General features: G+C 55.0%; 16 protein-coding genes. 11 read left to right on the plus strand and 5 right to left on the minus strand.

The features are described 5' to 3' along the window. The first annotated feature begins 655 nt into the window (after positions 1 to 655). The gene (locus AUQ42_RS15440; protein WP_228196497.1) at positions 656 to 1102 is read left to right on the plus strand and encodes a hypothetical protein; all 447 of its coding nucleotides are present in this window, start codon (positions 656 to 658) and stop codon (positions 1100 to 1102) included. Between the two features lie 83 nt (positions 1103 to 1185). Here the strand turns inward: AUQ42_RS15440 and upp are convergent, their stop codons facing one another. Then, positions 1186 to 1836: a uracil phosphoribosyltransferase gene (gene upp, locus AUQ42_RS15445; protein WP_068520042.1), complete on the minus strand. Its 651-nt coding sequence runs from the start codon at positions 1834 to 1836 to the stop codon at positions 1186 to 1188. A 388-nt stretch (positions 1837 to 2224) separates the two neighbouring features. After that, positions 2225 to 3358, minus strand: coding sequence for an SPOR domain-containing protein (locus tag AUQ42_RS15450; protein ID WP_068520043.1), 1134 nt, complete (start codon positions 3356 to 3358; stop codon positions 2225 to 2227). Between the two features lie 661 nt (positions 3359 to 4019). Between AUQ42_RS15450 and AUQ42_RS15455 the strand changes: the two genes are divergently transcribed. Next, positions 4020 to 6326, plus strand: a complete 2307-nt coding sequence (locus tag AUQ42_RS15455; protein ID WP_231856790.1) for a methyl-accepting chemotaxis protein — start codon at positions 4020 to 4022, stop codon at positions 6324 to 6326. A gap of 79 nt (positions 6327 to 6405) precedes the next feature. On the opposite strand, the gene pepN is transcribed toward AUQ42_RS15455, so the two are convergent. Continuing rightward, the gene (pepN, locus tag AUQ42_RS15460; protein ID WP_068520046.1) at positions 6406 to 9045 is read right to left on the minus strand and encodes an aminopeptidase N; all 2640 of its coding nucleotides are present in this window, start codon (positions 9043 to 9045) and stop codon (positions 6406 to 6408) included. A 416-nt stretch (positions 9046 to 9461) separates the two neighbouring features. On the opposite strand from pepN, the gene AUQ42_RS15465 reads away from it, so the two are divergent. From AUQ42_RS15465 to AUQ42_RS15500, 8 genes are all read left to right on the plus strand, one after another. Next, complete coding sequence (locus AUQ42_RS15465) at positions 9462 to 10133, plus strand: response regulator transcription factor (protein WP_068520047.1); 672 nt, start codon at positions 9462 to 9464, stop codon at positions 10131 to 10133. Between the two features lie 120 nt (positions 10134 to 10253). Further along, a complete protein-coding gene (locus AUQ42_RS15470) occupies positions 10254 to 11036 on the plus strand; it encodes an outer membrane protein (protein WP_068520048.1) in 783 nt (260 codons plus the stop codon). A 196-nt stretch (positions 11037 to 11232) separates the two neighbouring features. Further along, entirely contained in the window at positions 11233 to 12417 is a 1185-nt protein-coding gene (locus AUQ42_RS15475; protein WP_082817902.1) for an AI-2E family transporter, read from the plus strand. 190 nt (positions 12418 to 12607) lie between these two features. After that, complete coding sequence (locus AUQ42_RS15480) at positions 12608 to 13438, plus strand: AraC family transcriptional regulator (protein WP_068520049.1); 831 nt, start codon at positions 12608 to 12610, stop codon at positions 13436 to 13438. A gap of 191 nt (positions 13439 to 13629) precedes the next feature. After that, on the plus strand, positions 13630 to 14244 hold the full coding sequence (locus AUQ42_RS15485) for a LysE family translocator (RefSeq protein WP_156480896.1): 615 nt from the start codon (positions 13630 to 13632) through the stop codon (positions 14242 to 14244). A 96-nt stretch (positions 14245 to 14340) separates the two neighbouring features. Continuing rightward, positions 14341 to 14643: a type II toxin-antitoxin system HigB family toxin gene (locus AUQ42_RS15490; protein ID WP_068520051.1), complete on the plus strand. Its 303-nt coding sequence runs from the start codon at positions 14341 to 14343 to the stop codon at positions 14641 to 14643. Positions 14644 to 14665: 22 nt separating this feature from the next. Next, complete coding sequence (locus tag AUQ42_RS15495) at positions 14666 to 15049, plus strand: type II toxin-antitoxin system HigA family antitoxin (protein WP_068520052.1); 384 nt, start codon at positions 14666 to 14668, stop codon at positions 15047 to 15049. 1 nt (position 15050) lies between these two features. Then, entirely contained in the window at positions 15051 to 15923 is an 873-nt protein-coding gene (locus tag AUQ42_RS15500; RefSeq protein WP_068520055.1) for a hypothetical protein, read from the plus strand. 3 nt (positions 15924 to 15926) lie between these two features. Here the strand turns inward: AUQ42_RS15500 and AUQ42_RS15505 are convergent, their stop codons facing one another. After that, a complete protein-coding gene (locus AUQ42_RS15505) occupies positions 15927 to 19412 on the minus strand; it encodes a NahK/ErcS family hybrid sensor histidine kinase/response regulator (protein WP_231856791.1) in 3486 nt (1161 codons plus the stop codon). Between AUQ42_RS15505 and AUQ42_RS15510 the strand changes: the two genes are divergently transcribed. Next, positions 19390 to 19683 (plus strand): hypothetical protein, encoded by a 294-nt coding sequence (locus tag AUQ42_RS15510; protein WP_231856792.1) that lies wholly within the window; start codon positions 19390 to 19392, stop codon positions 19681 to 19683. The genes AUQ42_RS15505 and AUQ42_RS15510 overlap by 23 nt on opposite strands. A gap of 197 nt (positions 19684 to 19880) precedes the next feature. Here AUQ42_RS15510 and AUQ42_RS15515 read toward each other — a convergent pair whose 3' ends face one another. Then, positions 19881 to 20978 carry a TRAP transporter substrate-binding protein gene (locus tag AUQ42_RS15515; protein ID WP_068520056.1) on the minus strand — a complete coding sequence of 366 codons (1098 nt, stop codon included), beginning with the start codon at positions 20976 to 20978 and terminating at the stop codon, positions 19881 to 19883. Between the last annotated feature and the right edge of the window lie 55 nt (positions 20979 to 21033).

The raw sequence follows: 21033 nt of genomic DNA on the forward strand, positions 1-21033 counted from the left end.
AGGATGCACAGACTTTGGCGCCATAACGCTGCCCGCGCATCCCTTCCTGCTTATCAACAATGTCAAAGAACTTAAGGACCGAAGCCCTTAACCATCCAGTCCGCGGCCGCATTCGCTAGCGCCGCACCCCGTCGGTGGAGGCGGTTTATAGGGCCCTAGTGCGGGGCTGTAAACACCTTTTTGTTAAAAAAGTGCATTTAATCGTATTTTTTACAAATTGCCTTGAATTTCAAAGCGATAGCAAAATCACGACATCCAACCTGCGCAATCCCGCCACGGCCCCTGACGGACCACGGGTTGAAAAAACGCGCAAAACCCGGCTTTTCGCCCCTGCAAAATAGTCAATCAGGCCCAAGACGGCCCGCAATACTGCCGGGTTGATTCGCCCACACCCGACAAATTAGCGCCAAAACGCGGCAAATTCTTTGATCTGTGACGCAGCGCGGCAATGTTGATCCCGATATAATATATATGTGACTTCTATATATGGTCGAGAAAAGGACACGAAAGGCTGTATCGCGGCTGCTTGGACAGCCCGCCCAACAAAATGGTGCAAAAGCGAATATGTGAACCTTTCCTTTACATTATGCCGTAATGATAGGCGCAGATATCCATGCCCGCATGATGAAGATGGGCATCAGGGGACCGAGGGAAGATGATGAGACTGCGACAATATCTTATTTGTGCCGCTGCGATTGCGGGGCTTTCATTGGCCGGATGTTCCGGAACCAATCTGGTTCCCAATACCGCATCAGGTGGCAGCAGCGGCAATAAAGGCGGCCAGCCGGTTCCGTCCTTCACACAGTTCACCGATATTCCGATGCCTTCGAACTCGTCGCTCGACATGGATCGAAGCATTATCTTTGGTGCCTCTGACGCCTGGCACGGACGGCTTGTGCTGAATTCCGGCGGAACACAGGCGCAGATGTATGATTTCTACGAACGTGAAATGCCCAATTTCGGCTGGAGCAAGGTCACGGTCGTGCGCGCCGATATTTCGGTCATGGTCTATGACCGCGAAAATCGCGTCGCAACGATCAAGCTTACCGGCGGTTCGTTTGCTGGATCCGTTGTTGATATCACGGTATCGCCGAAAGGCTGATCCGCCGGGTCTCACAAATCAGCAAGAAACAAAGGGTGCCAGTTGGCACCCTTTTTTCTTAGGCATTCATGCAAGCTGCACGATCAGCGCGTTCCGAACAGTCGGTCACCCGCATCGCCAAGGCCCGGCACGATGTAAGCTTTTTCATTAAGCTTTTCATCAAGCCCGGCGGTATAGATCGGAACATCCGGGTGCGCATCCTGGAAGACTTTGACACCTTCGGGTGCTGCAACCAGCGCCATGAACCGGATATCCTTGTCAGCAACGCCATATTTGTTGAGCGTGTCGATTGCGGCCACCGCCGAGTTGCCGGTCGCCAGCATCGGGTCGACAAGAATAAAGGTACGGCCTTCGATTTCCGGCAATTTCACCAGATATTCGACCGGCATGTGGGTATCGGGATCACGATACAGACCGATATGACCGATACGGGCTGAGGGCATCAGTTCAATCAGGCCGTCTGCCATGCCCGAACCGGCACGCAGGATCGGCACAACAGCCAGTTTGCGCCCCTGAATGACCGGCGCCTTCATCGGGCAGATCGGAGTCTGGATATCTTCATAGCTGACAGGAAGCTCACGGGTGATCTCGTAGCCCATCAGAAGCGCGATTTCCTTAAGCAACTGGCGGAAGGTTTTGGTCGAGGTATCGACCTTGCGCATATGGGTCAGTTTATGCTGGATCAGCGGGTGGTCCAGAATGTGGAGATTGGGGAAATCTGTTGGGGTGCTCATATCTTGCCAGCCATCCTGTCTTGGGCGGCAGCCGGGATAGGCGGCTGCCTCTCTGTATTTCTGCTCTGGGCGTACCGCCTAAAGGCTTTGTCCGGTGAAGGCAAGTAGAATGCCGCAAACCGGGGCCAAAAACAAACCTGTTAACGCCAAATTCGCCAAATCGCCCCTGCCCCGGCCCGCCCGCTTGCCGATCTGCCTGTTCGCCTGCCCGACTGCTGCCTGCCCGCACAGTCGGCCAAGATGCCGCGCGCGGCTCCTGCCAGATCATGCCGCGCCTCTGCTGTGAACCGGCTCGCCTTTGCCAAGGACCTGAGCGGCCCATGGGCCAAACGCAAAACGGGGCGATACAATATTGTATCACCCCGTTTGTCATCAAAGTTCCGGCTGATCAGTCGACTTCGCGATCATTGGGTTCGGCCCGGACCGGGAACCCGTCAAGCGCGTGGTCCTTTTTGATTTTGGCGGCATCATCACGGGCCTGTTTCAGGGTGGCGTATTTGCCGATCCGCACATAATACCAGGCCGAATCATCGGCGGCACCGCGCACGACAACCGCGACCTCAAGTCCCTTTTTGCGCAGTTCCTCGGCCCGCTGGCTGGCATTTTCATGAACCTTGAAGGCCCCGACCTGTACCGAGAACGGCGTTTCACCATTGGTGGCGACTTCGGCCTCGTCATTCTGTGTTGCTGATGTGCGCGCCGCCGTTTCCTGTTTGGCAGGAGCATCCGGGGCAACTGGGGCAGCATCGGCCTTGGCCGGTTCGGAAGAAGCAGACTTTTCGCCCGCGGCCTGATCATTCGTCCCCTGAGCCGTCGCAGCAGAGCTTTCCACCGCCGGTGCTTCGGGCGCATCAGGTGCAGCAGGCGCTTCGCCGACTTCGCGAATTTCCGGCGCAGAAAGCGTTTCACCATCACCCGCCGTATCATTTGCCGTCATCTCGGAAGCCGCCCCGCCCGCGTCCCCCGCACCGGATGCGGTTGCAGCGGCATCACCATCCGATGCGGCTTCGTCGGAATTTTCAAGTGCCGCACTGCGCTGGGCAATCAGATCCCCGACCGGGTCATCGCTGCTTTCGGCGATTTCGGCAACCGTTTCAGGGGTGGTTGTCGGGCTTTGCGGTACCGGTTCGGAAACCACGGCCGGTTCATCCGGCTCGGTCGCGAGCATTTCAACCGGTGGCTTTTCAAGGGCGGCATTGGTGGCACCGTCATCGGAATCCATAAACAGTCCGGCCCCGACCAGCATCCCGGCAAAGAACAAGACCAGGCCGAGCATACCGGCCCCGGTAACAAGACCAAGAAGGGTTTTGCGATCCATATCAGCTATCCGTGCATTAAAGTTTTGCCGATCACCGGTGCGACGTCCGTCACGCCCGTTGCCATCACCATGCCCGTCACGCCCATAAATAAAGGCCGGAAGCGGCGCATCCTTTTGCCCGGATTCCGGTTCGGAATCGGGTTGCGGGGTCGCACGCAGATCGGGTTTGTTGGTTTGGTCTTCGCCAACCATGAACTTGGCCATCCTTCACGACATCATTGTGATCATGATTTTGTAACCGCCAGCACGTTTATAAAACGCTAAAGCCGTTCAATCGGCGACACACGACCATATATAAATATAAAGGAAACGCCCGCACGGCATGTGAGCCGTGCACGACCTGTGATGGTGGATGATGGGAGAAATCGGGATAAAAAAAGGGGGACTGGTATGTTCCCCGGCATTGTCCCGCACAATAAACCGGATACCAGCCCCCTCGAGTGAGAGAGATCGACCTTCGGGGAGAGAGAGTCCCGAAGATAAATGGTCATCAGGCACGCCATGTCAGCCTGAAGACCGGTCACAAACGACATTGCCGTCTGCATTTGACAAAGACAGTCATAGACCATCGAAAATCTAATTGCAAACGATTATCACACACATTCGCATATTTTTTTCCGAAATTTCAAAACACTGACTTTTAACGCGTCAGAATGGACACCATTTAAAGGAGAATTAGCCCCCGCAACCACATACAAATTCCTGATTTTTCCGCGGGTTTCGGCAGTTTTTAACAACTAAAAGATTGTTTTCCAAATTAAGCTCTGTTTGGATCAGGGAAACTACTCATAAGAAGTAGCCAGGTGGGAGCGAGACACCGACACAATACAAAAAACAAAAAACGGTTTGCTCTGGAGTGATGAATATGACGGGAGACAAGGCCGCAAAGACGGCTATTTCAGGAGGTGCAACCAGCCTTCTGACGTTACGGCGCATTTTGCTCGTGACGGGTTTACTGGTTTCAGGTGCTGTTACATGGATGCTCCTTTGGACGGGAGATACCTATCGCAATTTTGCCATCGAGACGCTGAACAACTCGGTCAGCGGCACGGTGAATTTCTTTGTCGGTTCGCGGGTGGCAACCGACTATGCAGACAAGATTACCCCGATTGCCAATGAATGGTCGCGGCTTGGCAGTCTGGTGAAAAGCTATCAGGAAAACGATCAGACTCGCATGAAGGCAGAACTTGATATTCTGTCGAATGCCCGCGAGGTGGTTCAGGGTGATCTGACACTGATTGATGCGATTGCCTATGACACCGATTTCAACCAGCTTGCAACGTCAAAGGCCAATCTTGGCGCCAGTGTCACCGATGATCCGGACGTCAAGGCGTTCCTGACCGGACGTGACAAGGGCGAAGCCCGCAAACCGGCCAGTTTCATGTGGACCACGCCCGACGGGCGACCGGTTTTCAGCCTGATCCTGCCGGTCGGGGGTTTCCGCGCAGTCGGCTTCCTTGAAGTCATTACCGACCCGCTGCCGACACTGGCAGGCATTGGCAAGGTTCTGGGGGGCAATTTCCAGATTCTCGACAAATCGGGGACGGTGCTGTTTGAAAGCCTTGAAGATGGCGAAGCCAGCGAAGGCGGCACCGCCATCACCCAGACAGAAGACTCGGCCGATGGCGAGACCGCCGAAAATGCCCAACCGGCAGATGCAGGCACAACACCGGCCGACACCGGTGAAACCCACCGCGCGGCCGTTGATGTCACCATCAGCGACGGGCGCGGCGGCATCTGGGCCGAGGCGGTATTTGATCGCGACATTTCTGATTTCTATGCCCAGACCGATGATTTGCGGGCACTGTCGATTGAAATCCTGATCGGTGTGCTGCTTGCGGCCTGGGTGGCCGGGTGGATTCTGTTGCGGACCACCGTGTTCCGCAATCTTCGCGCGTTCTCGCGCGCGATGACGTCGATTTCGGAGGGCGACACCAATGTCGATCTGCCACAGGTCGGCAGCGACGAAATCGGCGATATGAAAAAGGCCCTGATTGCGCTTAGGGAATCGGTGCGCCAGGCCCTGATCCTGCAAAACATGGTCGAACATACCCCGACCATGACCGCACTGATCACCCCCGATGGCAAGGTCGGGTATCTGAATGCCAGCGGGCAGGAATATGTCGGAGCCCCGGCAAGTTCGCTTTCGGGCGACTTCCTTGAACTTGGTGCAGACTTCCAGAGCCGTCTGTCCAATCCGGCCAACCTTCCCTTTACCGAGATCATCCAGAATAAGCGTGATTATCTCGAAATCCTTGCCGCACCTGTGCTGGACAAGGATAACGCGCTTTTGGGCACCATGCTTGCCTGGAATGCGGTGACGGAACGCGAGGAAAGCAAAATCGCCGTCACCGAAATGATGGCCGAAGTTGCCCGCGTTGCCCAATCGGTAACCGAGCAATCAGAAGGCCTTCTGGAGCTGGCAAGCGAACTGACCGATCAGTCGCAAAATACGGTCCAGCAATCGGGCGGTGCACTTGATGTATCGCGCGAGGCGGCATCAAACACCCAGAATGTTGCCACCGCCGTCGAGGAACTTTCATCCTCGATCGCGGAAATCAACCGTCAGGCCACCGAGGCATCCGATGTGACCGGCCGGGCACAAAAAGAAGCCGAGGAAAGCCAGCGCAATATCGGATCACTTGAAAAGGCAAGTTCGGAGATCGGATCGATCATTGATCTGATCAACGATATCGCGCACCGCACCAAGCTTTTGTCGTTGAACGCAACGATCGAGGCCGAACGTGCCGGTGAACTTGGCAAGGGTTTTGCCGTGGTGGCCAACGAGGTCAAATCGCTTGCCGATCAGACCGCAAACGCCACCGGGCAGATTGGCGATCTGACCACTGCGATCCAACAGGAAGTTCAGAAAGCCGCCCATTCCATCAGCACGGTGGGTGACGTTATTCATCAGGTCAATGACATCCAGTCGACCATCACCCAATCGGTTGATGAACAACGCCGTGCGACAAGCGAGATTTCCGAAAACGTCCAGCGCATCGCCGAAGGTGCCGGGTCGATGGATGAAATGATCCGGTTCGTGAATGAAGGCGCACTTGGCACCGGGCGCAATGCCCAGGACCTTAATACCGCAAGCCATCAGCTTTCCGAGATGGCGCGCAACCTTTCTGATCGCATGCGCGAATTCAGCGAACGCATGAAACTGACCTGATCAGGAAACCAGACCGGATCAAGACAAAGGGCGGCCTCGCAAGGCCGCCCTTTTCGTCAGGTGTCGTCAAAGCCGGCCATCAGCTGGCAATTGATTTCGACGCGATTTCATAAAGATCGCGCGAGATTTCCGGTTTTGCCAGAACCCGTTCAAGCGCCTGTTTCATCAGGCGTGCGCGATCGGCATCATATTTCGCCCATTTGCCAAGCGGTGCACACAGGCGTGCGGCCACCTGCGGGTTGATATCATCCAGTTCAATCAGACGATCGGCATAGAATGCGTATCCCGATCCGTCCTTGGCGTGGAAGGCCCGCGGGTTGGCCATGGCAAAGGCCCCGACCAGCGACCGGACCTTGTTCGGGTTGCGCATGGTAAAGGCCGGATGGCTCATCAGATCCTTGACGCGGGCAAGCGTATCATCGCGCGATGACATCGCCTGAAGCGCGAACCATTTATCCAGAACCACGCCATCCTTGGCAAAGCGGGCTTCGAAATCGGCCAGGGCACTTTCACGCCCCGGATGATCCAGATGGTTCAGCACCGAAAGTGCTGCCATCTGGTCTGTCATATTGTCCGCGGTACGATACTGTTCGGCGGCAAGATCGGCATATTCCACCTTGTCACTTGCTACCAGATAGGCCAGGGCCGTCGCGCGCAAGGCACGCTGACCAGCAGATGTTGCATCGGGGGTAAAGGCCGCGTTTGAACCGTTCTGGCGATAGGTCGCATCAAATTCCGCCAGCAGTCCAAGACCGATCCGCTTGCGCAGGGCCTTGCGGATTTGATGGATGGCTTCGGGGTTTGCCGGTTTGCGCTGTTCGGACAGGAATTCTTCGCCCGGCAGCGCCAGCGCATCGGCCCGGAAAGCCTTATCAAGGTCTTCATTGCAAAGTGTGGCCCGCATCGCATCAATAAAGGCCGCGATGCTGTCGCCCTGCCCGTCCAGTGCGGCATTGGCATCCCCGCCATTCTTTTCAAATTCGGTGATGGCCGCCAGCATCAGGCGGGTTGCGTATTTTTGTCCGGCTTCCCAACGGTTGAACGCATCCGAATCATTGCCCATCAGGAACACCAGTTCATCGTCGGGCTGATCGGTCATGACATTGACCGGTGCTGAAAAACCGCGGTTAAAGGAAACGACCGGCTTTTCCGATACACCGTCAAAGACAAATTCCTGACTTTCCTTGGTCAGCTCCACCGTCTTTGCCACCAGATCCGATCCGTCCCCCCCCAGAAGACCGACCGAAATCGGCATGTGAAGCGGATATTTGTCCGGCTGTCCCGGGGTCGGATCGGTTTTCTGTGATACGGTCAGGGTGAACTGTTTGGCATCAGCATCATATTCGCCCTGCCAGGTCAGCTTCGGCGTACCGGCCTGCGAGTACCAGCGTTTGAGCTGAGTGAAATCGGCATCATTGGCGTCTTCCATCGCCTTGGCAAAATCATCGCAGGTCACGGCCTGACCATCATGGCGATCAAAATAAAGATCGATCCCCTTGCGATAGCCATCCGGCCCCAGCAGCGTATGCATCATGCGGATCAGTTCCGCGCCCTTTTCATAGACCGTGGCGGTATAGAAATTGTTGATTTCCATATAGCTGTCGGGTCGCACCGGATGGGCAAGCGGCCCGCCATCTTCGGGGAACTGGCGCGCACGAAGCTGTGCGACATCCTTGATGCGCTGCACCGGGCGGGACCGCTGATCGGCCGAGAATTCCTGATCACGGAAAACAGTCAGGCCTTCCTTAAGGGACAACTGGAACCAGTCACGGCATGTCACGCGGTTGCCCGACCAGTTATGGAAATATTCGTGGGCAACGATCGATTCAATCAGTTCATAATCGGTATCGGTTGCCGTGTCGGGCTTTGCCAGAATGTATTTGGCATTAAAGATATTGAGGCTTTTGTTTTCCATCGCCCCCATATTGAAGTCCGACACCGCCACGATATTGAACAGATCAAGGTCATATTCCAGACCATAGACATCCTCGTCCCACTTCATCGAGCGGATCAGGCTGTCCATCGCGTAATCGCAGCGGTCTTCATTGCCATGTTCAACAAAAATGCGCAGCGCAACCTTGCGCCCGGAACGGGTGACAAAGCTGTCTTCGACACAGGCCAGGTCCCCGGCAACCAGCGCAAACAGATAGGACGGCTTGGGGAACGGGTCTTCCCACACTGCGAAATGACGCCCGCCATCAAGATCGCCACTGTCAATCAGGTTGCCGTTCGATAGCAGAACCGGGCAGCTTGCCTTGTCCGCATTGATCGTCACCTTGTAGGTCGCCATCACATCGGGGCGATCCGGGAAATAGGTAATGCGGCGGAAACCCTCGGCCTCGCACTGCGTACAGAACGCGCTTTGCGAAACATAAAGCCCTTCGAGGCGTGTATTGTTGGCCGGTGAAATCTGGGTTTCGATTTCGGCAATGAAATTTGCCCCCGGTGCGGCAAAGCGCAGACCTTCGGCATCGACGGTAAAGTCGCTTGAGGCCAGACGATCACCATCAAGGGTCACCGAAAGCAGTTTCATGTCCTCGCCATGAAGGAAAACTTCGTCGCCCTTGCCGGTGCCGCGCGCAGGATTCGCAGCCACAAACAGCCGTGATTTGACATTTGTGACGTCCCGTTCGAGATCAAAAACCAGTTCGACCTTTTCTACAAAAAAGTCAGGTTCTTTATAGTCTTTACGGTGGATCACTTGCGGCTGTTCAGACATTTCTGTGTCCTTTTTCCCTTGGGCTGCGCGGTTTTGGAACGGATTGTATAAATTCGCCAATATTGCAGCGCAGTGTCGTTTGTCAGAACTGAATTTCGGTCATTCGTTTCACTGATAGGATAAATTTCATTTTTCCTCAAATGCGGAGTTTACGGCACCGATTTTAGTATGCATAATCCCAAACGGTGGCGCGAGGGGGGCCAAAGTTTCACATTTCGTGGGGCGAGAGTGATCTTTGGTTTCCCTCAACCTTTCTGCCGATGATCCTTGCGGGCAGATGGGCGCTTTCCGGGTCGCACCCGCACCAAAATCAAAATTATCCCAACATTTTCTCACCTAAGACTTTGTGAGTTCCGATTGATCGGGATAGAATAATTGCGACCTGTCGGGGAAATAACGTCCAGGGGAACTCGCCAATGACCGAGACATTCCAGATTCTGATCGCTGATGACCATCCGCTTGTCCGCGGTGCCCTGAAACAGTCATTAACAGCAGAGCTGGATAACGTCACAGTCTATGAAGCCGGCAGCCTGTTTGAAGCCATCGAACAGATTGAAGCCCGCAAAGGCGATATCGACCTTGTTCTGCTTGATCTTCATATGCCCGGCATGAACGGCTTTACCGGCCTGTTTTCATTGCGCGCATCCTATCCCGACATTCCGGTTTCCATCGTTTCAGCCAGTCAGGAACTGCCGGTTGTCCGCCGTTCCATCGAATATGGCGCATCGGCCTTTGTGCCGAAATCAGCCCCGGTCGATCAGATCGGGTTGGCAGTCAAAACCGTTCTGGACGGCGGCATGTGGATGCCCGACTGGGCGCGCGAAGCCATGGAAAACGGCCCGGCTGATGACGAGGCCACGGGCCTTGCCGAAAAAATCGGACAACTTACCCCGCAGCAGCTTCGTGTTCTCAACATGCTGACCGAAGGCAAGCTTAACAAGCAGATCGCCTATGAGCTTGATGTGACCGAGGCCACCGTTAAGGCCCATGTATCGGCCATCCTGCGCAAACTGTCGGTTCACAGCCGCACCCAGGCGGTGATTATCGCCCGCGAACTTCAGCTTCAGGAACCGGCAGTCGATATGTAATCCCCCCCTTAAGGGTAGGGTTAAGCTATTGCAAAATTTCATTTTTTACAGAGACAACAATTCGCTAATGGACTATACAAGTCGATATAGCCCAGCACATAATACAGCGAAAGTCACACAATGTTGTTTCTTCGGAAGTCCCCAATTTCAAGTGCCAGCCTTATCGCCCTCACCCTTTGCGCGGCTGCAAGCCATGCCGCAGCTGATACAAACTGGTCTGGGCTTTATGGTGGCCTTGCGCTCGGTGGTGCTTATAGCGCCGCGAAGCCGAACACCGACGTTCTTCATACGGGGTATTTCACAGCTAACGCCAGCGGCAGTGACAGAGAACAGCTTAAACCGCTTCTTGATGACACGCTTGACGGCTTTGACGTCAGCAGCTCCGCCCTGCTTGGCTATGACTATCAGGACCGGAACATTGTTTACGGGATTGAAGGCGATCTGACCTTCATGCCGTTTTCAGAAACAGAAAGTCATGGGCCGTTAGTATATGACACAAATGCGGGCTCACGCTTCTCGACCCAGACGACCGTAGAAACTGATTTCTCCTTTAGCATTCGCCCGAAAATCGGCTACGCAACTGGTGACTGGCAAGTTTATTTTGCAGCCGGCCCGTCCATCAGCCGGTTCAAGACCACGCATAAATTCAACGATAATTTTTCGGGCGGCACCGACCATACATTCACTGACACAAAAACGGCCTTTGGCGTATCAAGCAGTATCGGCGCGGGCTATATGCTCGGCGACGGATGGGCGCTTCGTGGTGATTATGTCATGACTTATTTCCCGCAAATCGTAAATGGTGACGCGGACATTGGCCGAGGTGGATCTGCGGCGGATTTTTCTTATGACGCTGATTTCCAGTCACACAATGTCCGTTTTGCATTGATCAAGCGCTTCTAGGCCCAAAGCCCAAAGGGTTTTGCCCCCCAACATTAGACGGCGCGCAATTTAATTGGGCGCCGTTTTGTTTTGCGCTGGTTTTGCGCAGGCTTTGCCCTGACAATCTTGCATCTGGAACTTAGCGCCACTTCAACCGTTACATGGATATCGCTTAAAACTCGGCAGGCGTTTTGCCCTGCCCGCCAGGAGAGCATGCATGTCGACCAGAAGCACTGGGCCTTCGCCTGAAACCGGTGGTGCGACTGCATCCCCGCCCTCAACCACCAGCCCGCACATGATGGCCCGCGCCCTGATCTATCGCCGGGCCCGGACGATTTCGGTCATCGGAACGTTTGGCATCCTCAGCCTTGGCTGTCTTTATGTGGCGCAAAGTCTTGTGCTGCCGGTGATCATGGCGTTTTTGCTGTCGCTTGTGTTTTCGCCGGTCGTGCGCGCGCTTGCGCAATTTCGCATTCCGCGCAGCATAACTGCGCTGACCATTGTGCTTGGCCTCAGCGCATCGGTGATTGCCGGCATTTACGGATTGAGCGGCCCGGTATCGGGCTGGATCGACGAAGCCCCGCAGATCGAACAACGGCTGCGCCTGCGCCTTGCCGATCTTAGCGAGCCGCTTGACAAGCTGCGCGATGCCCAGCAACAGGTGGCCGAGGCAACCGACCAGAATAGCGGCGATGAAAATGTCCAGAAGGTGGTGGTAACCGAACCCAACCTGATCAGTCAGGCCGCCGAAGGTGCGCCCGATATTCTGGCCGGTATTGCGTTGATGCTGGTGCTGCTTCTATTCATTTTGTCGGCCGGTGATCTTGTTTATGAGAAACTGGTGCGCGCGCTTCCGACCTTTGGCGACCGGCGCAAGGGATTGCGCATTGCCCATGATGTCGAACGCGAAGTTTCGCGTTATCTTGCCACCATCACCGCGATCAATATCACGCTTGGTCTTGTTGTCGGCACCCTGATGGCGATCATTGGCCTGCCCAACCCGATCCTGTGGGGGATTGCCGCCGCGGTTCTGAATTACGTGCCGATTCTGGGGGCCCTTACCGGGATTGCCATTGTTGCCGTGGTTGGCCTTGTATCCATGCAGACAACAAGCGAAGCCCTTCTGGCCCCGGCCCTTTATTTCGTCTGCACCGCCCTTGAAGGCCAGATCATCACACCAGCCCTTGTCGGCAACCGGCTTCGGATCAATTCGATTGCCATCATTCTGGCTGTGGCGTTCTGGGGCTGGATGTGGGGTGTGGTCGGTATTCTGGTTGCCGTGCCGCTTCTGATCGTTTCGCGGGTCATCGCCAATCATGTCGACGGGCTTGGCGGGTTGCGCGAATTGCTGGGCCCCCATCATCACGGCAATCAGGGCAATAACCTTGCCCGGTCGAAATAGATCGATTGCGTAGCCCTGGTCAGAGGCGTCAAGGGTGCCTAAACCGCCAAAGACGCCGAAGACGCCAAAGCCCCGATCAACGCATAATCAACGCGTGATGACATGCCCTAAATCCAGCTGTTCCCCCGCCGCCACTGCTGCGCGCGTCTAATCGCTTGCCAAGTATCGGCGGGGCTGCCACCCTTGGGGCATGTCCGATCTGGTTGAAATTCTTTGTCATGACTGCCCGGGTGTCGAGGCCGTTCGCGCCCGCACGCGCCACAGCTTTGCCAAACACAGCCATGAAACATTCGGCATCGGCTTGATGTTTTCAGGCGCACAAAAATCCGCATCGGGCCGCGGCATGGTTGAAGCCGGGGCTGGCAACATCATTACGGTCAATCCCCGCGAAATCCATGACGGCCATCCGATCGGCGATGCAGCGCGGGGCTGGAACATGCTGTATTTCGATCCGGCCCTGATTGCCAATACAGCATGCGACATGTCAGACGGCGCAAACCCGCATTATCAATTCACCCGGCCCGTGATGGATCACCCACAGGTCCGGCAATGCTTTGCAACCCTGTTTGATGCGATCACCCACGGCACAGCGGATGCCGCACGGTTGCGGCGTGAAGAAATGCTGCTTTTGCTGCTTCATCATGTCCTGTCCCATTCGGGTGACAGGCCCGCCAAACCCGCAACCCGAACGGCTGTCGCCCATGCACGGATCAAACGGGCCAAGGCATTGCTTGATGATTGCCCGGCTGATCTGCACAGCCTTGATGATCTTTCCGACGTGACGGGACTAAGCAAATTTCAAACCGTGCGTGAATTTACCCGTGCCACCGGCCTAACCCCGCACGCCTATCTGATCCAGCGGCGCATTGACCTTGCCCGCGACCTGATCCGGGCTGGCCAGCCACTTGCCGATATTGCACATAGCACGGGTTTTGCCGATCAAAGCCACCTGAACCGCCATTTTGTGCGGGCCTTTGGCCTGACACCGGGCCGCTATGCCCGTGCCGTTCGGCAAAACTGAGCAATCCTCACATTTTCCATTTGCCGTGCTGATCCGCCAGACACAGCTTGCCGGACAATGCGGACCATCGCCCAAAATGCGTATCAACGCAAAGCCCCACCAAGGCTAAAATCATCCTGCAATTCCGTTCAAGAATGCTTTGCGCCCCGTCCGTAAATTGACCGCATCACAGTCAATCAAACGGACGCACCATGATCACCCTTGATTACCTGATCACATCGCTCATCATCGTCGCACTGCCAGGTACCGGCGTGATTTATACCCTTGCCCTTGGATTGGGACGCGGCATGAAAGCCAGCATCTGGGCGGCCTTTGGCTGCACCCTTGGCATCGTGCCCCATATGGCGGCAAGCATCCTTGGCCTGAGCGCCCTGCTTCATGCCAGCGCGGTTGCCTTTGAAATCGTGCGTTATCTTGGCGTGGCGTGGCTTCTTTATATGGCCTGGGGTATGTGGCATGGGACAGGTGCGATGAAAGTCACCGCCAATGAAACCAAAACCGGTATCGCCAAAATCATCCGCGACGGCATTTTGCTCAACCTGCTCAACCCCAAACTCTCAGTCTTCTTCCTCGCCTTCCTGCCACAGTTCGTTACCGCCGATACACCCGACACCACAGCGGAAATGACCCTGCTTGGCCTGATCTTCATGGCAATGACGTTCGGGGTGTTTGTGATTTACGGATGTTTTGCAGGTGCGCTTCGCAGCCACATTATCGAACGTCCGAAGGTGATGAACTGGATCGGCAAAGGTTTTGCTGGGGCGTTTGTGGCGATGGGGGCAAAACTTGTGCTGACAGCACGATGAGCAGATTGCACGATAAAACGATATTGTTCCATTTTTTGGAACATGATACTTTACTGGTAATGGACAGATTGAAGCAAACCCGCATCAGGAAAACGTATGCGTATCATTGCCCGCAAGGTGCTTGTCGATTTCTGGCTTAAACATCCTGAAACGGAACAGCCCCTTAAGGCATGGTTTGACCGGACCCGCAAAGCAAAGTGGCAAAGCCATCAGGATGTCCTGAACGTTTTCGGCACGGCGAAATCGATCAATGCCGAACGGATCAGGTTCAAGTTACACGGCAATGACTACCGCCTGATTGTCGCCTTTCGCTATGACGTCCAGATCGCATGGATCAAGTTCATCGGTACCCATGCGGAATACGACAAGATCGATGCCAAAACCGTCGACAGGTTCTAACCGGACTTGGCAGGAGAAAGAGATGCAAACGACCTATGCCCTCAAACCGATCAAGACCGAAGCCGACTATGAAGCGGCGATGGAGCTTGTTGAAAATCTTTGGGACGCCAAACCGGGCACACCTGAAGCCGACCAGTTAGAAGTTCTAGGCATCCTGATCGACCAGTACGAAGCGCAACAATACCCGATCGCCGCACCCGATGCGGTCCAAGCTGTGCTGTTTTATATGGAGCAAAATGGACTGGAACGCGCCGAACTTGGCAAATTGCTTGGCAGTCGTTCCCGTGCGTCCGAATTCCTAAATCACAAGACCAGCCTGTCACTTACACAGATCAGAAAGCTGAATGAGGCTTGGAATATTCCGGCGGATGTTTTGATACAGTCTATTCAAGAAAGAGTTCAATAAGATGGGTTTTTCAGAGAACCTGAAGAATGCCTTCAGGTACCAACATCTTCCCAAATTTATAGATTGGCTAGTACATCTGTCTAATTTTGAAGCCCGAAAGTTAATTTCTCAAAAAAAAGCCCATCGAATATTAATCGACAATTCAGTGATCGGATATGGCATTACACATGAAACGGCCTGGGTCTCAACTGGCGAGAAATTATGGGGAGGCGTAGTTTCGGTTGATACTGGATATGCTGCTCGCATCCCCGTTTATAGTGACGATGATAGCAATTCCATAGCAAAGTCCGTCAAATACCTTCCACCAATCATAGACTTAGCTAAGTCATCAACAATTAAACTGTACCGATCGTTGGATTTACTTGCAGAAAGCTTAAATCACCCTCAAGGACGATATCGAGGATATGACTATTATGATCTAAGCTTATTTAAAAGAACTCGTATGCCAATACTTCCAGACCTTTTTCACCATATGAATATCTCTTCACCTAGATGGCTCAGTCCGAATTTTTATAAAAAATTGCAAGAACGACAAAATGCCTTAATTCTACATGACGAGAGAATCAAAGAACTCATAGGTGCTTTAGGAAAGAAAAACTCCCAAGATGCAATACACATTGCTACTGCGGAGAGAAACGAGTGCTACTGCTTTTTGACGATGGATTTTCGACTAATCAAAGCAATAGAATCGCAAAAAGGCCACCCAGCTATAAAATCCTTGAAAACATTGGTATTATCTCCGGAACAATTTGGGAAACAGTTTAAAATCAGACCCATCTTGACGCGTTTCTATTCGTATCATGACGCTTCCTTTCCGGTAGAACACTCGGAAAATTGGGAAGATTCAAAGCGTAAGGGCAGAAACAACAACTGAGGGTCATTCCGCTGCATCACTCCCCAACCGATTAAGCGCCCTTGTCATAAGCGCGCGCAGCTTGGCCGGTCGGAGGGGTTTGTTGAGCAGGGAGAAACCCTGTTCGCGGATCAGATCGGCGGTTTCGGTCGAGCGGTCGGCGGTGATGATGACGCCGGGCACGTTAACACCATGAACATCGCGAAGCCTGATCAGGACATCAAGGCCGGTCTGGCCGGAATCAAGGTGGTAATCGGCAAGGATGATATCGGGTGCAAAGGTCCCTTTGCCCGGTTCTGATCCACTCAGAAGGTCTTCGGCCGCCGGGCCGGACCGGGCGGTTGCGACCACGCAGTCCCAATTGCTGAGCATCGCATTCATGCCGTCAAGAATATCGGGTTCGTTATCAATGCACAGCACACGCAGGCCGCCCAGTTCCCCCGCCATGCGGCGTTTGGGTTTGGGGGTTGCAGCCGTATCGGCAACGCCAAGTGGCACCTCGACCGAAAAGACCGTGCCGCGTCCGGGGCGCGAGCGCACCGATACCGGATGATCAAGGGACCGGCCAAGGCGATCGACAATCGCAAGGCCAAGACCAAGCCCCTTAACATCGGTGGTTTCCGGGCCCTCAAGACGGTGGAATTCGCGGAAGATGATTTTAAGTTTGTCTTCAGGGATGCCCGGTCCGCTGTCCCAGACTTCGAGTTTGAGCTTGTCGCCGCGCACACGGCAGCCGACCACCGCACCGCCTGTGCGGGTATAGCGCATGGCGTTGGAGATGAAGTTTTGCAGGATGCGGCGAAGCAAGCGACTGTCACTACGCACCCAAAGATCGCGTTTATGGACCTTGAAGCTCAGCCCCGCATTTTCGGCAATCGGGCCGAATTCGGTTTCAAGTGCGCTTAACACATCGCTGATTGCGAAATTGCGGATATTGGGCTGCATTGCCCCGGCATCGAGCTTGCAGATATCCAAAAGCTCGTTCAGCAGTTCCTCGACCCCCTTGAGCGACAGATCAACCTTGCCGACAAGGTCGAGTACATCCTCGGCCAATCCCTGTTTGCCGCCAAGCGCCACGGTAAACAGGCGCGCGGCATTAAGCGGCTGCAAAAGATCGTGGCTGGCCGCGGCAAAGAAGCGGGTTTTGGTATCGTTGGCAGTTTCTGCCTGTTCCTTGGCGTCCGAAAGTTCGGAGTTCAGAACTTCAAGCGCGTGGGTACGTTCGGTCACGCGGGCCTCTAGCCCCTCGTTGGCTTCCTTAAGGGCCTGTTCGGCGGTCTTGCGTTCGGTGATGTCGTGATAGATGCAGAAATAGCCCAGCACTTCGCCGGTTTCGTCAAAATGCGGGATATAGGTGCCTTCGGCATAGCGGCCTTCGCGCACGCCCTGCATACCGCGTTCATCATTGCGATTGCGCGTGATGGCCGGGAATTCGATTTCAAAGCTTTGGCGATAGCCTTTGAGCACCAGCTCGATCATCGGGGCCAGATGGACATAGCGTTCCTCGCCCACCGCTTCGCGGACCGACATGCCGTGGGCCTCAACACGCCTAAGGCCAAACATCCGCTCATAGGGGCGGTTGGTAAATCGAAGGCGCTGATTTTTATCGGCATAGGCGATCATTACCGGAATGTTGTCGGTGTAAATCCGGATATTGCGTTCACTTTCGCGAAGGGCTTCTTCGGTGCGCACGCGTGCCGTGATATCGGCGATGGTGGCAACAAAACCGCCATCGGGCATCGGGTTGGTACGGATTTCGAGCACCATGCCATCGGAACGTTTGCGCTCATAGGTATGGGGAAGCCGGCGCATCTGGGGTGCTGCATTGCGGCCCAGAAGGATATCGATATCAACCGAACGGGCGTCGTTGGTGCGGCAAATCTGCACCAGTTCGGACAGCGGCAGGGTGACCTGAATGTCGCTTGTCGCGATGCCAAGCAAATCAATGAACCGATGGTTCCAGGTCGCCAGACGCAGGTTCTGATCAAACACGCCGACCCCTTGGGAAATGTTTTCAAGGGTATTGAGCAACAGATCACGGTTGAATTTGATCGCCTCGGACGCTTCGTCGAGAAGTTCCATCGCATCACGGCGCGACACCGCCTTATCGGGCAGCAAAAGCGCCATCACCACGCGCGATGATGCCGCCCCCACCGCCCCCGAAAGCAGATGTTCGGTGAAACTTGCGGCATCGACATCGGCAAGATCGGATCGTTTGGGTTCGCCCCCGCGCGATTTCAGATAATTGCGAAAGGCACGCTGCGCCCAATGTTTGCCAAGAAACCGCGCGGCGAGATCTTCCAGATCGCCCAAGGTGACGCGGCCAAGCCAGGTGTCGTTGCGTGCCTTGGTACTTTTGCGCCAGACATCGACAAAGACCTGGGCCTGACGGCGCTGGGTCACACCCTGTACCCCGACGGCCGATCCGACAAACATCAGAACGAAATTCACCCCAAGCGACCAGACCACCCCGTGGGTCAGATGATCTTCGATCCCGACCCCGAGCAATGCCTGCGGATTAAGAATGGCAAAACCGAACGGCCCGTCGGTCAGGATCGATGCCGGAAGCAATTCCCCCTGCACAAAGGTCGGCAGCAACAGCGTATAGGCCCAAAGCACAAATCCCGACACAAGGCCAAGCCGAACCCCGGTCCGGTTGATGTTTTTAAGATAGATGGCCGCCAGAACCGCCGGACCGAATTGCGCCATGGCGGCAAAGGACAGCATCCCGATATCGGCCAGCGCATATTTTTCCGACAGGAACCGATAGAACCCGTAAGCCAGAAACAGCAACAGGATCACGGCCGCACGCCGGATTTTCAACAGCACCTGGCTGACATCACCGGACATGCGGTTTTGCAATTTTTCCGAGCGCAGCAAAAGCGGCATGATCAGATCGTTACAGACCATGGTCGAAACCGCGACGCACGATACGATCACCATGCCGGTACTGGCCGACAGCCCGCCGATAAAGGCAACAATCGCCAGCCAGTCCTGCCCGCCCAGAAGCGGCAAGGTCAGAACGAATGTGTCGGGATTGACCTTTGGCTCGTCCCCGAACATGAACAGACCGGCAATGGCGATCGGCACGACAAAGATATTGATCGCCACCAGATAGGCCGGAAACAGCCAGCGCGCACTTGCCAGATTGCGGCTGTCATCATTTTCAACAAAGGTCACATGGAACTGGCGCGGCAGACAGAACATCGCAAAGGCGGCAAGCAGCGTCGCAATAAAGAAATGCGATGTCAGCCAGGTATCGGGCCTGAAAAGTTGCCGAACGGCGGGATCGGACAAGGCGCGCTTGTTGATATCGGCAACACCGTCAAACATGCCGTACACCACAAAGAACCCGACCAGCAAAAGAGCAGCCAGCTTGACCAGGCTTTCGAATGCCACCGCCAGAATAAGCCCGTCATGATGTTCGGAGGCATGGATATAGCGCACGCCAAACAGGATTGCGAAAACCGCCATCAGGATGGGCCATTTGTCGGGCATTGCCGATGCCATCGCGCAATCCGGGCGTTTCATGATCGAACGCGACAATTGCGAAAGTGCCGCGCGTGCCTTTGCCGGGGTTGCCAAATTCCTGCAGGAACGCATCCTGCCCGAGGCACTGAATGCCGGGAATGAAGGCGCGGTCGAACAGCTTAAATGGGCGATTGAAACATCGCTTGTCATGGCAGCCGAACTGGTCAAGCGCGCCGCAAACGAAGAGCTTAAAGATCAGGACAGGTTCACCTTTGACCTGCCCGCGCCCAACAAGCCGACCGTGCATTAGGCATCAAGTATCAGGCGTCAGGCATCCCGCATCAAGCGCATGGTGCATGGTGCATGGTGCATGGGGCATGGGGCATGGGGCATGGTGCATGACTTGGCGCATAGCCTATAGCGCATAGCGCATAGCGCACACGCACCAAAAAAGGCCGACACCCGGGGTGTCGGCCTTTTTCGTTTCAGATCGGTATCGCGGACTGACTAGCCCTGATTGGCAAAGACATTGGCCCGCTGGTTCAGCGCAGTTGCCTCGAATTCCTTGCCATAAGGGGCTGCCTTTTTCGCAAAATCCATCAGCGACGCATAAATACGGCCATTAAGGTCATTCTGACCTGCGATTTCTTCAACCGCTTCCTTGGCGGCACCGGCAAAGGCCGCGATCAGATCATCATTGAAATGACGGATCTCGGTGCCTTTGGCGAGGATCGCCTGATAGGACTGAACGTTGTTGAAGGTGAAGTCCGCAAGGGTCTGTTCGACATTGGCCTGTGCGGCAATGGCGACGATTTCCTGAAGGTCTTCGGGCAGTTCGGCGAATTTGTCCTTGTTGATAAAGACTTCGATGCCCGAACCCGGTTCGGCAAATGCCGGGGTGTAGTAATATTTGGCAACCGAGGCCAGACCGAACGCATAGTCGTTCCACGGTCCAACCCACTCGGCCGCATCAATCGCACCGGACTGCAAGCTTGGCAGAATGTCAGCAGCCGGAAGCAGCGACGGGGTCGCACCCAGACGGCGCATGGCTTCGCCACCGATACCGGCATAACGGACTTTAAGGCCCTTAAGGTCATCAACAGAATTGATTTCCTTGTTGAACCAGCCACCTGCCTGAAGGCCGGTGTTACCTGCGAGGAACGGTTTGACGTTGAACTGGGAATAAAGTTCGTCCCAAAGTTCCTGACCACCGCCAAAGCGCAGCCAGCCCGAAAGTTCCCACGCCATCAGACCAAACGGAATGGTGGTGAAGAACGAAACGGCCGGGTCCTTGCCAAACCAGTAATAGGGCGTGGAATGGGCCAGATCGGCAACGCCCTGTTCGACCGCATCCATGCATTCAAGGGCCGGAACCAGTTCGCCCGCACCATAAACCGTAATCTTGAGACGGCCACCCGACATCTTGTTGACGCGTTCGGCAAACAGTTCGCCATTGGCACCAAGACCCGGCGTGCCTTTGGGCCAGGGCATGACCATGCGCCAATTGATGGTTTCATCGGCCTTGACGATGGCCGGCGCAGTAGCAGCGGCAGCAAATGCACCGGCAGCAACGCCTGCGCCGCTCAGAAACTGACGACGTTTCATTGTGGGGCTCCCAATATTGGTAAATTTTTGCGTAAAAACTCTACGAAGGTAATTT

The sequence above is a fragment of the Thalassospira sp. MCCC 1A02491 genome (assembly GCF_001613785.1).
Classification (GTDB): domain Bacteria; phylum Pseudomonadota; class Alphaproteobacteria; order Rhodospirillales; family Thalassospiraceae; genus Thalassospira; species Thalassospira povalilytica.